Source organism: Streptantibioticus parmotrematis, assembly GCF_019890615.1.
GTDB lineage: Bacteria > Actinomycetota > Actinomycetes > Streptomycetales > Streptomycetaceae > Streptantibioticus_D > Streptantibioticus_D parmotrematis.
The window spans coordinates 119,170-137,042 of record NZ_JAINVZ010000007.1 but is presented as its reverse complement, the minus strand read 5'-3'; the positions used below and the strand labels follow the sequence as shown (position 1 = coordinate 137,042).

Below are 17,873 nucleotides of genomic sequence, written 5' to 3'. Positions count from 1 at the left end.
GCTCGACGGCTCGACGGCTCAACGGGGAGGGAACGGTGGCGGACGCCTGGGCGCCGGAGGAGGGACCGGCCGACGACGCCGGGGCGGGGGCGGGGGCGGGGGCGGATCCGCCCGCCGTGTGGCGGCTGCGCTCGCGTGGCTGCTGGACGGAGGCCGCCGCCGCGCTGACCGGCTCCGGCCCGCACACGGCGCTGCGCCGGGCGGCGCTGCTGATCGAGGGCTGCCTGTTCACCGCGGACGGCTGGGAGCGGGCCGAGGACGCGTTGCGGATCGCGGAGGCGAGCGCCCACACCGACGAGGAACGCGGGCGGGCGGCGTGCGAGCGCGGGCACCTGGCGTACGCCTCGACCGTGCTGCACGTCCACGACCGGGTCGACGAGGCGCGCTCCGCGCTGGGGCGGGCCGCCGCGCTGTTGCGTCCGGGCGCGCCGGACCGCGCGCTGCTGGACTTCCGGCGCGGGCTGATCACCGAGAACCTCTCGGACGACCCGGCGCGGGCCAGACCCGCCTACCGTCGTGCCCACGCGGGCGCGACCGCCCACGGCGACCTGCTGCTGTGCTCGTTCACCTGGCGCCATCTGGCCGGGCTCGCGCTGCGTGACGGCGAGGCGGCCGAGGCGCGGCACGGGTTCGCCGAGTCGCTGCGCATCCGCGAGGAGCTGGGGTACCTGATCGGCACGCCGCCCGCGCTGGTCTCGCTCGCCGAGGTCGAACCGGAGCCGAAGGCGGCCCGGCTGCGGGGCGAGGCGACCCGGCTGTTCCGGCTGCTGGGCGGGCAGCCGGTGTGGCTGGCGGACCTGCTGGGCGAGGCATGACGGGATCGTGGGCGAGCCAGGGGCGTGGCGAGCCGGGGCCGTGGCGGGCCGGGCGGCGGCTCGCCGCGATCAGGCCCAGGCGGAACCGGAGAAGTGCTCCCGGATCAGTGACTCGACGGTGGGCAGATCACCACGGATGAGCGCGTCGAGCAGCACCTCGTGCTCGGTGGCGTCCGCCAGCAGCCCGGCCGGGTGCGGGGCCCCGCCGTCGGCCGCGGGCCACTGCGCCCGCCGGTGCAGCTCCTCCGCGATCGTGACCAGCTGGGCGTTGCCGGACAGCGCCAGCAGGGCGCGGTGGAAGGCGCGGTCGGCCTCGGCGTAGGCGGCCCGGTCGCCGTCGGCCGCGGCCCGTACCGACGCCTGGGCGAGCGGCCGCAGCGCCTCCCAGCGGCCGGCGCACACCGTGCGGGCCAGCTCCAGCACCACCGGCACCTCGATCAGCGCCCGTACCTCCGCCAGCTGGGCGAGGTCGTGGCCGGTGCGCTCGGCCACCCGGAAGCCGCGGTTGTGCACGACCTCCACGGCGCCTTCCCGCACCAGCTGCTGCATGGCCTCGCGGACCGGGGTCGCCGAGACGTCGAAGCGCTCGGCGAGCACCGGGGCGGAGTAGACAGCGCCGGGCCGCATCTCGCCGGTGACCAGGGCGCTGCGCAGGGCACCGAGCACCTGGTCGCGCAGCGAGTGGCGGCGGGGTGCGGCCCCGGGGCCCGCCTGGCCCGGCACCCTGGGGCGCGCTTCGGCCCCGGATCGGCGCGGGTCGTGCTCCACCGGTCGCTCCTCGTTCCGCTGTCCGTGTTTGTCGGCGTTCCGCTGTCCGTGTTCGTCGGCGTTCCGCTGTCCGTTGTCCATGCCCGTGTCGGCTCGTCCCTCGTTCGGGCGAATGCACCCTATTTCACCATCCGGCGACGGTGATCGAACACCAACGATCACAAAAGTGCCACTTCGAACAGCGAGGGCACGCTGGAGCGCCATCCCAGGGCAACGGAGGTCGCCCCGCGGCAACGGTCCGGACGGCCGGAACTCACCTGATAAGGTGCGGCGGATTGGATCAACTCCCCTGGTGGCGAGCGGGAGTTCGATACTTCGGCACGCACCTTCCGGTCAACACCCGCTCATTGGCGTTCACTTGTCCCGAAACCACCCCAAGAACGCGGGTCATTCGTCAGGATGGCGCGCAGCGCGAAGACAGATGACTTAAGGGACCGACCAGATGAGACTTACGGACATATCGCTGGACTGGACGCTGTCGTGCGTCGTGGGCCTCGCGGTCCTGGCGGCGGCCGTGTTGGTGGTGGTGCGCGGCCGCAAGGCCAAGGCCGCCCAGGACGCCGCGCTGGACTCCTGGGAGCGCGGCGAGGAACGGCGGCGCAAGAAGGAGGCCATGTACGGCAGCGCCTCCTACGTGCTGCTGTTCTGCTGCGCCGCGGTGGCCGCCGCGCTGTCCTTCCACGGTCTGGTCGGCTTCGGTCAGCAGAACCTCGATCTGTCCGGCGGCTGGGAGTACCTGGTGCCGTTCGGGCTGGACGGCGCGGCGATGTTCTGCTCCGTGCTCGCGGTGCGGGAGGCCAGCCACGGTGACGCGGCGCTCGGCTCGCGCCTGCTGGTGTGGACCTTCGCGGCGGCGTCGGCGTGGTTCAACTGGGTGCACGCGCCGCGTGGTTTCGGCCACGCGGGGGCGCCGGAGTTCTTCGCGGGCATGTCGCTGTCGGCGGCGGTGCTCTTCGACCGCGCGCTGAAGCAGACCCGCCGGGCGGCACTGCGCGAACAGGGCCTGGTGCCGCGGCCGTTGCCGCAGATCCGGATGGTCCGCTGGCTGCGGGCGCCGCGCGAGACGTACAAGGCGTGGTCGCTGATGCTGCTGGAGAACGTGCGCACCCTCGACGAGGCGGTCGAGGAGGTCCGCGAGGAGCAGCGGGAGCGCGAGGAGAACCGCCTGCGCCGCCGCGACCACGACCGCCTGGAGCGCGCCCGGCTCAAGGCCATAACCCGGCAGCACCACGGCGGGTGGATCCGGCCGCGCGGAGGGCGCCAGGTGGAGCTGCCCGCGGCGAGCACCCCGGCCTCCCCGGCCGACGTCGCGGAGCCTGCCATAGACGCCGAGCTGCCGGTGCGCCGCCGCCCCGCGCTCCAGCCGGTCTCCGGTGAGGGCACGTCCGGGGGGAGCACGACCACCGCGTCCGACAAAGGAGTGGTCGATCTGACGGCCGAGGACGACACCCAGGCGCTGCCGCGGCTGGACTCGCTGGAGGCCAAACTGAAGGACCTGGAGCGGCAGTTCGGCTGACGCCCCCGCGCTCGCCGCGTGAGCCCCGCCCCCTTCCGGCACGCCGGACGGACGGCGGGGCTCAAGCGTGTGCGTCAGCCCGCGCGGCCCGCCTTGCGCGACGGGCGGCAGCTCGCCCTCTGGGTCAGCTCGCCTTCTGCGTCAGCTCGAACCACACCACCTTGCCGACCTCCTGCGCCCGCACCCCCCACCGGTCCGCGAGCGCCTGCACCAGCAGCAGGCCCCGGCCGTGCGCCGCGTGGTCGGTCGCCCGGCGCACCTTGGGCCGCCGGGCCACGTAGTCCCGCACCTCCACTCGTAGCCGCTGACAGCCGCCCTCCGTCAGCCGGGCGGTCAGCTCCGCGCCGCGGTCGGTGTGCACCAGCGCGTTGGTCACGACCTCGCTGGCCAGCAGTTCGGCGGTGTCGATCAGGTCCGGCACCTTCCACTGACTGAGCCGGTCGCGTAACAGCCGTCGTACCTCCGCCACCGCCGGCAGGTCCGCGTGCCGCAACTCGTGCCGCAACTCGCGCTCCGGCGCTGCGACGTCCCGCGCGAGCACGTCGCCCGGGCCCCGATCCATCGGCTCCGTATCCGCCCCCGCCACTCGGTCCCCCTTCGAACAGTGTCGCGGGATTCATGCCCATCCCCCCACGGTCCACTCCCCCCGATCGCTGGATTCCGGACAGCAGCGGACGAAGAGCGGACAACGGACAAGGCGGGACGAGGGGGTGCGCCGCAGGGCGGTCCGGGGAAGGGTGTGAGAGGAGTGCTCCATCCCCCGGCCCCGAGGAGGTCCCCCGATGCACGACGACCGCGCGCTGGTCGAAGGGCGTCTGGAACGGGCGCTTGACCAGTTCGTCAGGCCCGCCGTCCACCCGGAGTGGACGGACCTCGCGGTGAGCGCCTGGCACGCCCCGGGCGAGCCGGTCCCGGTGGCCGAAGCGCTACGGGCGCGCTACGAGCCGTTCGCGCCGGGCACGGCGTGGGGCTCGCCTTGGTCGACCAGCTGGTTCCGCATCGAGGGCGAGGTGCCGCGGGAGTGGGCGGGGCGCCGGGTGGAGGTGCTGCTCGACCCGGGGTTCGCCGGTGGCGGGCCGGGCTTCCAGGCGGAGGGGCTGGTGTACGACGCCGACGGCGTGCCGGTCAAGGGCGTGCACCCGCTCAACCGGCACGTCCCCGTGGCCGCCCCGGCGCGCGGCGGCGAACCGGTGCGGCTGCTGCTGGAGGCGGCGGCCAACCCGGCCGTGCTGCGCGACGGCTTCCGCCCGACCCCGCTGGGCGACGTGCTGACCTCGGGCGACGAGCCGTTGTACCGCTTCGGGTACGCGCGGCTGGCGGTGCGCTCGGACGAGGTGTGGCACCTGGTGCTCGACGTCGAGGTGCTCTCGGAACTGATGCGCGAGCTGTCGCCGGAGGACCCGCGGCGCCACGAGATCCTGCGGGCGCTGGAGTTCGCCCTCGACGCGCTCGACCTGCACGACGTGCCGGGCACGGCGGCCGGCGCGCGGGCGGAGCTGGCGGGCGTGTTGTCGCGTCCCGCGCACGCCAGCGCGCACCGGCTGAGCGCGGTGGGCCACGCGCACATCGACTCGGCCTGGCTGTGGCCGCTGCGCGAGACGGTCCGCAAGGCGTCCCGCACCTTCGCCAACGTCACGCAACTGGCCACCGAATACCCGGAGTTGGTCTTCGCGTGCTCCCAGGCGCAGCAGTACGCGTGGGTCAAGGAGCATCAGCCGCTCATCTGGCGCCGCATCAAGGAGGCCGTGCAGCACGGCAATTGGACTCCGGTGGGGTCGATGTGGGTGGAGTCGGACGCCAACATGCCCGGCGGCGAGGCGCTGGTGCGGCAGATCACGCACGGCAAGCGCTTCTTCCTGGAGGAGTTCGGCGTGGAGACCGAGGAGATCTGGCTGCCGGACTCCTTCGGTTACACCGCCGCGTTCCCGCAGCTGGCGAAGCTCGCCGGCATCCGCTGGTTCCTCACCCAGAAGCTGTCGTGGAACCAGTCCAACCGCATGCCGCACCACACCTTCTGGTGGGAGGGCATCGACGGCTCCCGCGTCTTCACCCACTTCCCACCGGTCAACACCTACAACAGCGGCATCCGTGGCAACGAACTGGCCCGCGCGGTGCGGCAGTTCGCGGAGAAGGGACTCGCCACCCGTTCACTGGTGCCGTTCGGCTACGGCGACGGGGGCGGCGGGCCGACGCGCGAGATGCTGGAGAAGGCCCGGCGCACCCGGTCGCTGGAAGGCTCGCCCCGGGTGGAGGTCGAGCCGCCGTCCGCCTTCTTCGCCGCCGCCGAGCAGGAGTACGGGCAGCGGGCGCCGGTGTGGTCCGGCGAGATGTACCTGGAGTTGCACCGCGCCACCTACACCACGCAGGCGGCCACCAAGCGCGGCAACCGCCGCAGCGAACACCTGTTGCGCGAGGCCGAGTTGTGGGCGACGACGGCCGCGCTGGCCGATCCCGCGTACTCCTATCCGTACGACGCCCTGGACCGGTTGTGGAAGACGGTGCTGCTGCACCAGTTCCACGACATCCTGCCGGGCTCGTCCATCGCGTGGGTGCACCGGGAAGCGCGGGAGACGTACGAAGAGGTGCGCCGGGAGCTGGAGTCGCTCGTCGCCGACGCGGTCCGGGTGATCGCCCCGGCCGGTGCGCCGGTGGTGTTCAACGCCTCGCCCTACCCGCGCTCCGAGCCGGTGGCGCTGCCGGACGGCCGCACCGCCTGGGCCGCGGTCCCCGCCCTGGGCGCGGCGGTCGCCGGGGAGGCGCCGGGCGACGCGCGGGTCTCCGTGACGGCGGCCGGGGACGGCTCGTACGTGCTGGAGAACGCCGCACTGCGGATCGTGGTGGACCGCGACGGGCTGCTGTCCTCGGTACGCGACAAGGCCGCGGGCCGCGAGGCGCTGGCCCCGGGGGCGCGCGGCAACCTGCTGCGGCTCCACCCCGACCACCCCAACAAGTGGGACGCCTGGGACATCGACCGCCACTACCGGCGGCGCGGGACCGACCTGACGGAGGCCGAGTCGGTGCAGTCGGCCGAGGACGGGCCGCTGCGCGCGGTGGTCCGGGTGGTGCGCCGGGTCGGCGACTCCTCGCGCGTCACCCAGGACATCGTTCTGCGTGCGGGCGCGCGGCGCGTGGACATCGACACCGTGGTCGACTGGCACGAGTCGGAGAAGGTCCTCAAGGCCGCCTTCCCGCTGGACGTGCAGGCCGAACGGGCCGCGTCCGAGATCCAGTTCGGGCACGTCCAGCGCCCCACGCACACCAACACCAGCTGGGACGCGGCCCGGTTCGAGACCTGCGCGCACCGCTGGGTGCGGGTGGCCGAGCCGGACTACGGGATCGCGCTGCTCAACGACTCCACCTACGGCCACGACGTGACCCGCACGCCGCACCCGGAAGGGGTGGGGACGACGGTACGGCTGACGCTGCTGCGCGCGCCGCACAGCCCCGACCCGGAGACCGACCAGGGCACGCACCGCTTCTCCTACGCGCTGCTGCCCGGCGCGGACACCGGCGACGCGGTGGCCGAAGGGCTCGCGGTCAACCTGCCGCTGCGGGTGACCGAGAACGGCACGGGACCGTCCGCGCCCGGGAGCGGCGGCAGCGTCGCGGGGCTGATCGGCGTGGACGACCCGGCCGTCACCGTCGAGGCGGTCAAGCTGGCCGACGACCGCTCCGGCGACGTCGTCGTACGGCTCTACGAGTCGCGCGGCACCCGCGTCACCACCACCGTGACCACCCGGTTCCCCGTGGCCCGCGCCGACGTGACGGATCTGCTGGAACGGCCGCTGCGGGCGGCGGAACGCGCGGGGGCGCTCGCGGACGGCGAGGGCGCGGCGTTCACGCTGCGGCTGCGGCCGTTCCAGATCCTCACGCTGCGGCTGGCGGTGGGTCACTCCTCCCAGACGCCGACCACCGTGCGGTCGTCCGCGTAGCCCTTGACCCGGGTCTGCGCGTCGGCGAGGAACTCGGCCAGTCCCGGCGGGGGTTGGGGCGGGCCCCAGCGCTCGGCGAGCCGCGCCGCCAGGGCCGGGACCTCGCGCACCGGCTCGGCGAACCCGGCCCCGCACAGCAGCAGCACGTCGTCGGGCCGGGCGGCCGAGGCCCGGAAGCGGAACGCCGCCGGATCCGCGCCGGGGTCGCCGGAGTCGGGGTCGAGGTCCTGCCACACCCCGTCGCGCAGCCGGAACAGCCCGCCCGCGCCCACGCCGAAGAACACCCGCGTGTCGCACTCGGGATCGGCGGGCAGCAGCAGACAGCGCAGCGAGGCGGCGAACTCCCCGCCGTCGTGGTCCCGTTCGCCCTCGGGCTCACCCAGGTCACTGCCCGGCACCGCGCGCAGCTTGCCGTAGGCGCGGTCGGCGAGGCGCTGCAGTCCTGACCTGAGCGCGGTGCGGCGGGCGGCGCGCACGTCCTCGGCGAGCCGGGCGTGGCTGCGGCCGACCGCGGCGCCGATGGCCTGGCACGCCTCGCGCGCCGCACGGTGCCCGTCGTCCCCCGCCGCCCTGGTGCCGCAGGCGACCGCGACGAACAGCAACGCGTCGGCCCCGCCGCCGAACCGCGCGGTCAGCAGCGTGTCGGAGCGCGCCCGGCCCCGGTAGCGCGCCGAGTCACCGCGCACCGAGACCGCGCGCAACGTCAACGCGCCGTAGCGGGCGCCGTCCAGCACGGTGTCGGGTTCGAGCGCGCCCAGCCGCTCCGGATCGGCCTGCGGCCAGGCGGTGGGCTCAGGATCGTAGGTCGGCGGACGGTCGCCCACGTGCACGAGCCGGGGCGGTGCGGCGGCGGGCCCGAGTGCGGGGGCGGGGTCGTGGCCGCCGTCGTGCGGCGCGCCGTGCTGCGGACCGTCGTCATGCGGGCCGTGGTCGTCCGGGGCGCCGTCGTCCGGGGCGTCCGTCTCGGGGCCGGCCACGGGCGTCGCCTCGGGTGCCGGTGCTTCGGCCGCCGGTGCTTCGGCCGCCGGCGCTTCGGGCTCGCGCGGCTCGGGCAGCACGGGTCTGCGCAGCCGGAGCGTGTCGGGCGACGACTCGTCGTCGGGAGCCTCGCGCGGCGGCCGAAGCCGCGGGAACGACTGCGGCGGGCCACCGGAGGCGGTGAGCGCGGAGGCGAAGTGGGCGTCCAGCGAGTCGCGCAGCGGATCGCCGAGCGCGTCGCCCACGGCGTCCTCGACGTCACCCGTGTCGCCGTCCGCCGGGCCGCTGGGCGGCGCGCCCGAAGCGTCATCGAGCGCCTCACCTGCCTCCGCCTCGTCCGGCATGCGTTCCAGCAGCTCGTCACTGTCGCCGTTGTCGTAGAGCTCACGCCACCACGCGTCCTCCGCCTGGCGACGGGACTCCCCCAGGGGACTCATGTCCCTATTGTCCACCGGGACGCACCCGGAGAGGCGGTAGTTGACGGATCCCGCGCGGGATCACCGCGATTCGCCCACCGCTTGGGGCAGGCTGTGCGCATGGGGACCGCACAGCTGTGCCTTGTCGGGTTGGCGATGCTCGCCGGGCTGCTCGCGGTCCTGGCTCCGGGGCTGCCGGGCCCGCTGGTGTGCTGGGCGGCGACGCTGTGGTGGGCCGGTGCCGTGCACACCGCGCTCGCCTGGTACGTGCTGTTCGGCTCGGCCGTGGTGCTGGCGGCCGGGCAGGCGGGGAAGTGGCTGGCGCCGGGACGGCGGGCCCGGGAGGCCGGGATCACCCGGCAGACCCTGGCACTGGCCGGGGTCTGCGCGATCGCCGCGTTCTTCGCCGTCCCGGTGCTCGGCGCGATCCCGGCGTTCGTCGGCGCGATCTACGCGCAGGAACGCGTCCGACTCGGCAGTCACGGCGCCGCACGGGTCTCGACGCGGCGGGCGATGCGCGCGGTGGGGCTCTCGGTGCTGGCCGAGTTGTTCAGCTGCCTGCTCGTCGCGGGCGCCTGGCTGGGCGCGGTCCTGGCGACCTGAGGACGGTGGGCGGGCGGGGGACGCGCGGGCGGGTCAGTGCGCGGGCGGCGCCGACGTGCTCTGCGACGGGCCCGTGGGCACCGCCTCGGTGGGGGCGGGCGGCTGCGGGACGGCGGTGGCCGGGGTGGTGCACCGGACCGGCTTGAGGGCCGTGTCGCCGCCTGCCACGGTGACGTCCACGTTCGACGCGGAACCGTCGCCCGCCGCCTCGGCCGCGCTCGCCGCCGTGCAGACCAGCTGACTGACCGCGCCGGAGGTGAGCTGGCCCGCGTTGGAGGTCAGCACGACGCGGACCCAGCCGGGCGCGGAGACCACCTTGGCGCCGCCGACCGCGGGACCGATCTCGGTGGTCAGGCCACGGGCCAGCTCGGCGCTGTTGGGCCCGGCGAGCAGCAGGTCGATCGCCTGCTGCGGGTCGACGATCCCGGCGGCGGGCCGGGAGGCGGGGCGCAGCCCGACCGCGGAGAGGAAGAACAGCCGGACCACGGCCTCCTTCGGCTTGCCCGGCGGCTGGACCCCGCTCGCGGGCTCGCCCGCCTCGATGACGCCGGTCGGCGCGATCCCGCAGCCGGTGAGCGCGCCGAGCAGGGCGACCGGCCCGAGCACGACGGCGATCAGCCGCCTCGCGGTACGCCGACAGGACGCGGTGATCAGCCGCTTCGCCGCGAGCCGGGAGACCGCGGCGGTCGGCCGCCTCGCCGCGTTCATGACTGCTCCAGGGGTCGCAACGGCATGTCGGCGGTGAAGACGGCGCCGCCGCCGGGCGCGTTGGCGGCCCGTAGTTCGCCGCCGTGCAGCCGGACGTTCTCGGCGGCGATGGCGAGGCCGAGGCCGCTGCCCTCGGAACGGGCGCGTGCGGCATCGGCCTTGTAGAAACGCTCGAAGATGTGCGGCAGCACCTCGGGGGCGATCCCCGGACCGCGGTCGGCGACCTCGATGACCAGGCGGCCGGTGCCGTCCGCCGCGCGGGGCGTGGTGCGCAGGGTGACGCGGACCGGCCCGCCGCCGTGCCGCAACGCGTTGCCGACCAGGTTGGCGACGACCACGTCGATCCTGCGCGGGTCGAGCGACACCCGGGTGTGCTCGGGGAGTTCGGCCCTGACCTGGTCCAGCCAGCCGCGTGCATGGAGGGACTTGCGCACGGTCTCCGCCGCGTCGACCTCGTCCAGGTGCAGCGCGGCGGCGCCCGCGTCGAACCGGGAGACCTCCATCAGGTCCTCCACCATCCGCACCAGCTTGCCGGTCTCCTCGCTGACCAGCCGCACGGCGGCGGCGGTGTCCGGGTCGAGGGTGTCGGCGTCCTCGTCGAGCACGTCGGTGACGGCGGTCATCGCGGCCAGCGGGGTGCGCAGCTCGTGCGAGACGTCGGAGGCGAAGCGCCGTGCGGTGGCCTCCAGGCGGCGCAGCTCGATGACGTTCTCCTCCAGGGTGGCGGCCATGTGGTTGAACGAGCGCGACAACTCGGCGAGTTCGTCGCCGCCGCGCACCCCGAGCCGGGTGTCGAGCCGTCCCGCCGCCAGGTCGCCCGCGGCCCTGCGCAGCTTCCGTACCGGACGCAGCACGCCCTGGGCGGCCAGCAGCGCGGGCACCAGGGACAGCGCGAGGGCGGGCAGCGCACCGCGTTCCGCGGCCTGGATCAGCGCGTCGATGTTGGTCTTCTCGGCGGTCAGCGGCAGTTCGGCGTAGACCGCGAGGCCGGACTGCTCGCGCTCGCCGCCCGCGTAGGTGACGGGCATGCCGATCGCCAGCCACGGGCGGCCCGCGACGTCGACGCGCTGGAAGACCGGCACGCCCCGCTTGCTGACCGCGTCGCGCAGGCCCGAGGTGATGGCCTCGGGCGCGGTGTCCGCCACGTCGGGGGCGGTGGTCTCGTCGCCGTAGGTCGCGTACGCGGTCCAGCCCTGCGCCTGCCCGCCGCCGTTGATCTGGTGGACGAAGTTCTCCAGCGCCGCCTGGCTGGGCGGGAAGGTCAGGTCGGGGGCGAGCGAGTCGACCTGGGCGCGCAGGGCGTTGACGGCGGTGTCCTGGCTGCGCTGGAGGATCGCGCGTCTCGCCTCACGGAAGGTGAGCGCCGCGGTGGTGAGCGAGCTGACCGCGGCGACCAGCAGGAAGGCGACGACCAGCCGGGCCCGCAGCCCGCGCACGCTGCCGCGCAGCGCCCGCCACGCGCGGCGGGCGCGGGTGGGCTCGGACGGGTTGGACGGGGCGGCGGCGACGGAGACTGGGGCATCGGCGGTCGGGGAGGCGGCGGGCGCGGTGGGCTCGGTCACAGCGGGCTCGGTCACAGCGGGCCGAAGCGGTAGCCGAAGCCCCGCAGCGTCTGGACGTACTTCGGGGCGCGCGGGTTGTCCTCGACCTTGGCCCGCAGCCGCATCACGCAGGCGTCCACCAGCCGGGAGTCGCCGTGGTAGCTGTGCTCCCAGACGCGTTCCAGCAACTGCTGGCGGCTGAAGACCTGGCCGGGCGAGGCGGACAGGTACAGCAGCAGCTTCATCTCGGACGGCGGCAGCGCGAGGTCCTGGCCGTTCTTGGCGACGATCAGCCCGGCGCGGTCGATGGCCAGCTCGCCGTAGGTCTCCACGGTGCTGGGGGTGAGCACCCCGGCGGCGTCCCCGGCCTCGGCGGGCGCGGTGCGGCGCAGCACGGCGCGGATGCGGGCCTCCAGCACCTCGCCGCGCGCGGGCTTGACGATGTAGTCGTCGGCGCCCGCCTCCAGGCCCAGCACGATGTCGATGTCGTCGCCGCGCGCGGTGAGCATGATGATCGGCAGCTGGCGGGTGTCGCGGATACGGCGGCATATCTCGAAGCCCGAGGCGCCGGGGAGCATCAGGTCGAGCAGCACCAGTTCGGGCCGGAAGGTGTCCAGCACCCTCAGCCCGTCCTCGCCGGTCGCCGCCGCCTCGACCTCGTGGCCGCGGCGGCGCAGGGCGAGGCTCACCCCGTGGCGTACGGCGGGGTCGTCCTCGATCAGCAGCACTCGCGACATGCGGCCCAGTATTAAGGCCGAATATGAGGAAATAGCAACAAGCGCATCCAAGGCCAGGGCTTCCGGCGTCTCCCCGACCGTGCCCGCGTCCTTCGAGAACCGCGGGCACCGCCACGGCAGGAAGACACGGCGTCCGCACACGGGACGCCAGCGAGCGGGACCGGGAGGGCTTGAGATGGCGCGGGTGCGGGGCGGGTTGAGCGGCGAGGACCGGACACCCGGCAGCAGCGAGGGCTGGAACGCGAACGGTGAGGGCTCCGGCCCGTACGACAACGGGGGCGGCGACGACCCCGGCTGGTACGGAAACGGTGGCGGCGAGGGCCCCGGCTCGTACGGGAACGGCAACGGCGGCGGGGGTCAGTGGCCGGGGGCGGGCGGCGGTCTGCTCGGCGGCGGGCCCGGGCGGCACGTGCGGCGTCGGCGGGCCAGGATCGCGGCGGCCTCGGTGGCGGGGCTGGCGGCGGCGGGCGTGCTGGCCGGGGTGTGGACCGCCCAGGCGGGCGAGCCCTCGCACCGGACCGGCGCGGCCCCCGCCTCGTCCGCCGCCTCCGGTCCGTCCTCGTCGCACGGCGCGGCGGCCCCGGTCCCCGGGCAGACCTCGGTGCCGGACCCGAAGCTCCCGGCGCCGCTGGTCAACATGGACATCGCGCACGCGGCGGCCACCGGCGGCAAGGCGGTCAACATCACCATCGACGACGGCCCGGACCCGGTGTGGACGCCGAAGGTGCTCCAGGTGCTGAAGGAGAACGGCGTCAAGGCCACGTTCTGCATGATCGGCCCGCAGGCCGCCGCGCACCCCGAGGTGGTCCGGCAGGTCGTGGCGGACGGCAACCGGCTGTGCGACCACACCGTGTCGCACAACACGTCCATGGACCACATGCCGGACTCCTACCAGTCCAAGGAGATCCTGGACGCCGAGCAGATGATCGAGAAGGCGTCGGGCGGGGTGAAGCCGATGTACTACCGCGCGCCGGGCGGCGCCTTCACCCCGTACAGCCGTCAGATCGCGGCGTCCCAGGGCATGCGCCCGCTGGGCTGGAACGTCGACACCAAGGACTTCGACCGCCCGGGCGTGCCCACCATCGTCAAGACCCTCAAGAGCGAACTGCCCAACGGCCCGACCGTCCTCTTCCACGACGGCGGCGGCAACCGCGGCCAGACCGTCGCGGCGCTCAAGGAGATCCTGCCCTGGCTCAGGCAGCAGGGCTACGGCTTCAGCTTCCCGGTGCGCTGAACGAGCCGCACCGGTGCGGCCGTCAGGACGCCCCGACCGCGGCGGAGCGCTCGCGGTCGGCCTGCCAGAGGTGGTGCAGGGCGTACGAGCGCCAGGGCCGCCAGCGCTCGGCGGTCTCCTCGTCCACGACTCCGGTCGGCAGGAACACGTCCGGGTCGCCCAGCGCCCGCATCCGCACGTATCCGGTGGTCCACAGTCCGACGCCGGGCAGCGCCCGCAGCGCCCCGGCCGACCGCTCGCGGTCCGCGCCGGGGTCGAGCCGCAGCGTGCCGTCGTCGAGCGCGGCGGCCACCGCGCGCACCGCGGGGTCCACGTACTCCGCCGGGTAGGCGTCGGCGAGCGTCGCCGCGGTCGGGAACAGATGGGTGAGCCCGCCGTCCGCCCCGCCCGGCAGCAGGTCGCCGTACGCCGCCACCAGGTCCCCGGCCGCCCGCGGCGAACCCGCGACCGCGCACAGCGCCGTCTCGGCCGGATCCGCCGAGCCCGGTGAACGCAGGCCCGGCCGGGCCGCGACCAGCGGCCCGAGCAGTGGATCCGCGCCCAGCCGCGCCGTCACGGCTCCGGGGTCCGCGTCCAGGTCGAACAACCGGCGCACCCGCTGCACGGCCGTCGTCAGGTCGCGCAGGTCGCTCAGGCGCAGTCGGCACTCCAGCCAACTCCCGGCACGGGCCGCGGCGTTCGGCTCCGCGACCTCGGCGACCGCGGCGCCGTGCGGGAGGCGCAGGGTGCGCCGATAGCGGCGGGAATCCGGTGCGCCGACCACTTCCTCGATCCCGGGCACGGCGTGCCGCCGCAGGTAGTCGAAGACGGCCGCCGCGTCGTACGGACCGCGGTGGGCCAGCCGCAGCGACAGGACGGCGCGGCCCGCTCCGGCAGGGGTGCGGCCGGGGCGCGGGGCGGGTGCGGCCGCGCGCAGTTCGGTGGGGGTGCGGTCGTAGATCTCGCGGATCGAGTCGTTGAACTGCCGCACGCTGGCGAACCCGGCCGCGAACGCCACCTGCGTGATCGGCAGCGCCGTGGTCTGCAACAGCACTCTCGCGGTCTGCGCGCGCTGCGCCCGGGCGAGGGCGACCGGTCCCGCGCCGACCTCGGCGGTCAGCTGCCGGTGCACCTGCCGCTCGCTGTAGCCCAGGCGCTCCGCCAGCCCCGCCACCCCGTCGCGGTCCACCACGCCGTCCCGGATCAGCCGCATCGCCCGGCCGACCAGGTCCGCGCGCACGTCCCACTCCGGTGAGCCGGGCACCGCGTCCGGGCGGCAGCGGCGGCAGGCCCGGTATCCGGCGGACTGGGCCGCGGCGGCGGTCGGGTAGAAGCTGACGTTGTGCCGCTTGGGGGTGACGGCCGGGCAGCTGGGGCGGCAGTAGATGCCGGTGGTCCGCACCGCCGTGAAGAACACCCCGTCGAACCGCGCGTCACGGCTGCGCACCGCCTGGTATCCGGTCTCCGCGTCGATCACGTCTTCCAGTCTCCGTCATCCCCGGCTCGCACGACTGGCGGAAATCAGACGCGGCCTTGGCAACGTGCGGGTGACGGGTGGCGGGTGACGCCCCCGGCCGTCGGCCGGGCTACGCCCGCGCGTCCGGTATCCAGCTGCCGTGGAAGCCCGCCGGGACCCGGCGGGGCAAGGTCACGGTGGCCACCGGGGTCATCTCCCGGGCGTCCAGCACCAGCAGTCGCGAACCGTGGCCCGCCCGGTCGGAGACGATGGACAGCAGCCACCCCCCGTCCTCCTCGGCGGCGCCGTCATCCGCCACGAAGACCGCCTCCCCCGGAGCGGAGTCCGCACCGGTGTCGTACGCGTGCGACGTGCCGGAAACGGTGTCGTACTTGACGATCGCGTGCTCGGCGGCGGTGTAGAGGTAGCGGCTGGGCCGCCCGGTGAGGGTGTCGTCGAGGGTGGGGAACTCCACCTCGCGGTCGTCCAGCGCCTGTTCGCCCACCGTGCCGGTGGCCGGGTCGAGCCGCCAGCGGTACAGGCACGCCGCCTGGTCCGCCTCCGGCAGGCGCCCGGTCACCGACGGGTCCTCGACCGCGCCGCCGATCGGCTTCCACAGCGCGGCGAATCCCGCCGGGGAGTAGCGCACCGCGTCCAGCACGATCCGCCCGGCGGCGTCCTCGTACGCGTTGCCCACGTGGAAGACGTAGCAGGGGTCGATGTCGAACCAGCGCACCTCGCCCGCGCCGTCACGCCGCATCAGCCCCAGCCGTGCGCCGTAGCCGTCGTCCCAGCGCGTCGGCATGCCCTGTCCGAGCAGCGTGAGGTCGAAGACGACCGGCAGGTCCATCCAGACCACGTAGTGCTCGGTGATCGCGAAATCGTGCATCATCGTGCCCGCCGGGACCTCGACCTGGCGGCTCTCCACCAACTCCCCCGCCGCCGACAGCCGGTGGTAGGTCAGAAAGGGGGGCACCGGGCTGTAGCCGAAGAAGAGGAGTTCGCCGGTGACCGGGTCCTCCTTGGGGTGGGCGGTCATCGCGGTGGTCAGCCGCCCGCCGAAGTCGCAGGGCCCGACGGTGTCCAGATCGGGGGTGACCTCGTAGGGGAAGCCGCTCTCCACCAGGGCGAAGAGCTTGTCCGCGTGGGCTATGACATGGGTGTTCGCGGTCACGGCGGCCCGGTCCGGGGTGCCGTCGGGACGGAAGAACGGGGCGCCTTCGAGCTTGCGGGTGCGCACCCAGCGGTTGCGGTACCACTCGGCGCGGCCGCCGCGCAGCCTGACGCCGTGCAGCATCCCCGCGCCCGCGAACCAGTGTCCGGGGTCCTCCCCCGGGCGGGGGTTGGGCCCGTTGCGCAGGTAGCGGCCGTTGAGCTGGGGCGGCAGGGTGCCGGTGACCTCCAGGCCGAAGCCCTCGGTCTCGTCGGGCACCGGGGCGAAGTGACCGGTCAGGTAGCGCGGGGCGGACGATCCGGTCGAGGTGGACGACCCCATGGAAGGGGACGTGGAGGTGGTCTGGCTGGTCGTCATGGTTCCTCCTCGGTGAGGTGGCGAGGCGTCGCGGGCGGCGCGGGGGGCGGTACGGGGTCGCGCGGGAGGCGGTACGGGGTCGAAGGACGCTCGGGGCGCCGGGGTCAGGCGCTCCGGGAGCCGGGGTCAGGCCTGGGTCGCGGCGGCGGCGCGGGCCCGGGCGGCGGCGGGGTAGCGGGCGGTGAAGACGGCCGGGACCACGAAGCCCGCGATGGTGACGAGGGTGACCAGGGAGTCGGAGCCGTGGGTGGCACGCAGGGCGAACATCGCGGCGCCGCTGAGGGTGAAGCTGATGGCCCAGGCCGAGGTGATGACCGCGTTGACGCGGTAGAAGACCGGGTTGTTCCAGAACTCGGCCGGCACCGTCTGCTTGGCTATGCCGAGGGTGAAGGGCCGCCGGATCGCCAGGGAGCCCCAGGCCGCCAGCGCCAGCCACAGCGACGACGCGGCCTGGATGTAGGGGCGGGCGGACGAGTGCGGTTCGGCGAAGGCGACCGCCACCACGATCACGAAGTAGAGCGACGAGCAGACCTCGATCACCAGCGAGTCCCAGCCGCGGCCGGAGCGGCGGGCGCTCAGCAGCTCACCCGCGGTCCACAGCAGGCCGACCAGCGCGCCCCAGCGCCAGTCGAGCGCGGAGGCCACGACCGAGTACGCGATCCAGGGCAGGAAGGGACGGATGAAGCCGAGCATGGGAACCCCCCGAGGCCGGACGCCGGTCCTCCTCGGACCGACATTCCACTGTTGACATGTCGAAGGTAGAGCTTCCCTGCTCGACATGTCAATGCTGGAAGGTAGAATTCCCTCCATGAGCCTTCGACACGCGGTACTGGGACTGCTGGCATACGGGCCGGCCAGCGGATACGACCTGCTCAAGACCTTCGACCAGTCACTGGCGAACGTGTGGCCCGCCACGCAGAGCCAGCTCTACACGGAGCTGGGCCGCCTGACCGACGCCGGACTCGTCACGGTCCGGGCCGAGGGCCCGCGCGGGCGCAAGGAGTACGCCATCACCGACACCGGGCGCGAGGAGTTCCACCACTGGATGACCGAGGTGGAGCCCGAACGGCCGCGTCGCGACGGGATGCTGCTGCGCGTCTTCTTCCTCGACCAGGTCGCCCCCGACAAGGCCCGCACCTTCCTGGAACGCCGGGCCGCCGCCGCCTCGGCCTACCACGACCAACTGCTCGCGCTGCGCGACCCGACGGCCGACGACGACCATCCGCTGGCGGCCAACGGGCGGCTGGCGCTGGAGTACGGGATAAGAGTCACCGACACCGTTCACCACTGGGCGAGTTGGGCCGCCGACCGGGTCAACTCGGCCACGCACGACAAGACAGGCAAGACAGGCAAGACGGGGAAGACAGGCAGGACGGGCAAGGCGCGGGAGGGGGAGGCCGAAGGCGGCCCGGAGGGCGCGAACGGCGACGGCGCGACGGGGGCGGCGGGAGGAGCAGGAGCAGCGGGAGCGGTCAACTCCACGTCCCGTCGCTGACCGGCCGTCCGGCCCGAGGCGCCCGGGGCCCAACTCCCGGCGGAAACCTGTTCGTTCGTGCCGAATTCCCGCGCGAAGGACAAGTGATGGTGTGGGGAGCCCTCCTCACGGGAATGTCACGGGCACGGAGCAGCCGTGAAGACCGCGTGAAGCCCGCGCCAACT

The 17,873-nt window shown here is 74.4% G+C and carries 15 protein-coding genes; 6 read left to right on the top strand and 9 right to left on the bottom strand.

Translation table 11 applies throughout. The annotated features are described in order from the left end of the window. The first annotated feature begins 35 nt into the window (after positions 1-35). Positions 36-815, top strand: coding sequence for a hypothetical protein (locus K7472_RS13195; RefSeq protein WP_372457959.1), 780 nt, complete (start codon positions 36-38; stop codon positions 813-815). Between the two features lie 69 nt (positions 816-884). On the opposite strand, the gene K7472_RS13190 is transcribed toward K7472_RS13195, so the two are convergent. Beyond that, complete coding sequence (locus K7472_RS13190; protein ID WP_372457958.1) at positions 885-1,583, bottom strand: GntR family transcriptional regulator; 699 nt, start codon at positions 1,581-1,583, stop codon at positions 885-887. A 442-nt stretch (positions 1,584-2,025) separates the two neighbouring features. Between K7472_RS13190 and K7472_RS13185 the strand changes: the two genes are divergently transcribed. After that, complete coding sequence (locus K7472_RS13185; protein WP_222977401.1) at positions 2,026-3,099, top strand: DUF2637 domain-containing protein; 1,074 nt, start codon at positions 2,026-2,028, stop codon at positions 3,097-3,099. A gap of 124 nt (positions 3,100-3,223) precedes the next feature. Here K7472_RS13185 and K7472_RS13180 read toward each other — a convergent pair whose 3' ends face one another. Beyond that, the gene (locus K7472_RS13180) at positions 3,224-3,661 is read right to left on the bottom strand and encodes an ATP-binding protein (RefSeq protein WP_222977398.1); all 438 of its coding nucleotides are present in this window, start codon (positions 3,659-3,661) and stop codon (positions 3,224-3,226) included. A gap of 220 nt (positions 3,662-3,881) precedes the next feature. On the opposite strand from K7472_RS13180, the gene K7472_RS13175 reads away from it, so the two are divergent. Continuing rightward, on the top strand, positions 3,882-7,031 hold the full coding sequence (locus tag K7472_RS13175; RefSeq protein WP_222977396.1) for an alpha-mannosidase: 3,150 nt from the start codon (positions 3,882-3,884) through the stop codon (positions 7,029-7,031). Here the strand turns inward: K7472_RS13175 and K7472_RS13170 are convergent. Beyond that, a complete protein-coding gene (locus K7472_RS13170; protein ID WP_222977394.1) occupies positions 6,989-8,446 on the bottom strand; it encodes a protein phosphatase 2C domain-containing protein in 1,458 nt (485 codons plus the stop codon). The genes K7472_RS13175 and K7472_RS13170 overlap by 43 nt on opposite strands. Before the next feature lie 99 nt (positions 8,447-8,545). Between K7472_RS13170 and K7472_RS13165 the strand changes: the two genes are divergently transcribed. Further along, positions 8,546-9,028, top strand: coding sequence for a DUF456 domain-containing protein (locus K7472_RS13165; RefSeq protein ID WP_222977393.1), 483 nt, complete (start codon positions 8,546-8,548; stop codon positions 9,026-9,028). A gap of 33 nt (positions 9,029-9,061) precedes the next feature. Here K7472_RS13165 and K7472_RS13160 read toward each other — a convergent pair whose 3' ends face one another. The 3 genes from K7472_RS13160 to K7472_RS13150 all read right to left on the bottom strand — a co-directional run bounded on the left by K7472_RS13160 (position 9,062) and on the right by K7472_RS13150 (position 12,014). Continuing rightward, complete coding sequence (locus K7472_RS13160) at positions 9,062-9,736, bottom strand: hypothetical protein (RefSeq protein ID WP_222977392.1); 675 nt, start codon at positions 9,734-9,736, stop codon at positions 9,062-9,064. Beyond that, entirely contained in the window at positions 9,733-11,184 is a 1,452-nt protein-coding gene (locus K7472_RS13155; RefSeq protein WP_222977655.1) for an ATP-binding protein, read from the bottom strand. The genes K7472_RS13160 and K7472_RS13155 overlap by 4 nt, the downstream gene beginning before the upstream one ends. Positions 11,185-11,309: 125 nt before the next feature. After that, entirely contained in the window at positions 11,310-12,014 is a 705-nt protein-coding gene (locus K7472_RS13150) for a response regulator (RefSeq protein WP_222977389.1), read from the bottom strand. Between the two features lie 409 nt (positions 12,015-12,423). Here K7472_RS13150 and K7472_RS13145 point away from each other — a divergent pair, with 409 nt between their 5' ends. Further along, positions 12,424-13,248, top strand: coding sequence for a polysaccharide deacetylase family protein (locus K7472_RS13145; RefSeq protein WP_372457962.1), 825 nt, complete (start codon positions 12,424-12,426; stop codon positions 13,246-13,248). A 22-nt stretch (positions 13,249-13,270) separates the two neighbouring features. Here the strand turns inward: K7472_RS13145 and K7472_RS13140 are convergent, their stop codons facing one another. The 3 genes from K7472_RS13140 to K7472_RS13130 form a co-directional block, all read right to left on the bottom strand. Beyond that, positions 13,271-14,704 carry a DNA-3-methyladenine glycosylase 2 family protein gene (locus tag K7472_RS13140; protein ID WP_222977385.1) on the bottom strand — a complete coding sequence of 478 codons (1,434 nt, stop codon included), beginning with the start codon at positions 14,702-14,704 and terminating at the stop codon, positions 13,271-13,273. Between the two features lie 109 nt (positions 14,705-14,813). Continuing rightward, positions 14,814-16,214 (bottom strand): carotenoid oxygenase family protein, encoded by a 1,401-nt coding sequence (locus tag K7472_RS13135; RefSeq protein ID WP_222977384.1) that lies wholly within the window; start codon positions 16,212-16,214, stop codon positions 14,814-14,816. Between the two features lie 126 nt (positions 16,215-16,340). Further along, positions 16,341-16,907, bottom strand: coding sequence for a hypothetical protein (locus K7472_RS13130; RefSeq protein ID WP_222977382.1), 567 nt, complete (start codon positions 16,905-16,907; stop codon positions 16,341-16,343). 115 nt (positions 16,908-17,022) lie between these two features. Here K7472_RS13130 and K7472_RS13125 point away from each other — a divergent pair, with 115 nt between their 5' ends. Continuing rightward, positions 17,023-17,709, top strand: coding sequence for a PadR family transcriptional regulator (locus K7472_RS13125; protein ID WP_222977380.1), 687 nt, complete (start codon positions 17,023-17,025; stop codon positions 17,707-17,709). Positions 17,710-17,873 lie beyond the last annotated feature (164 nt).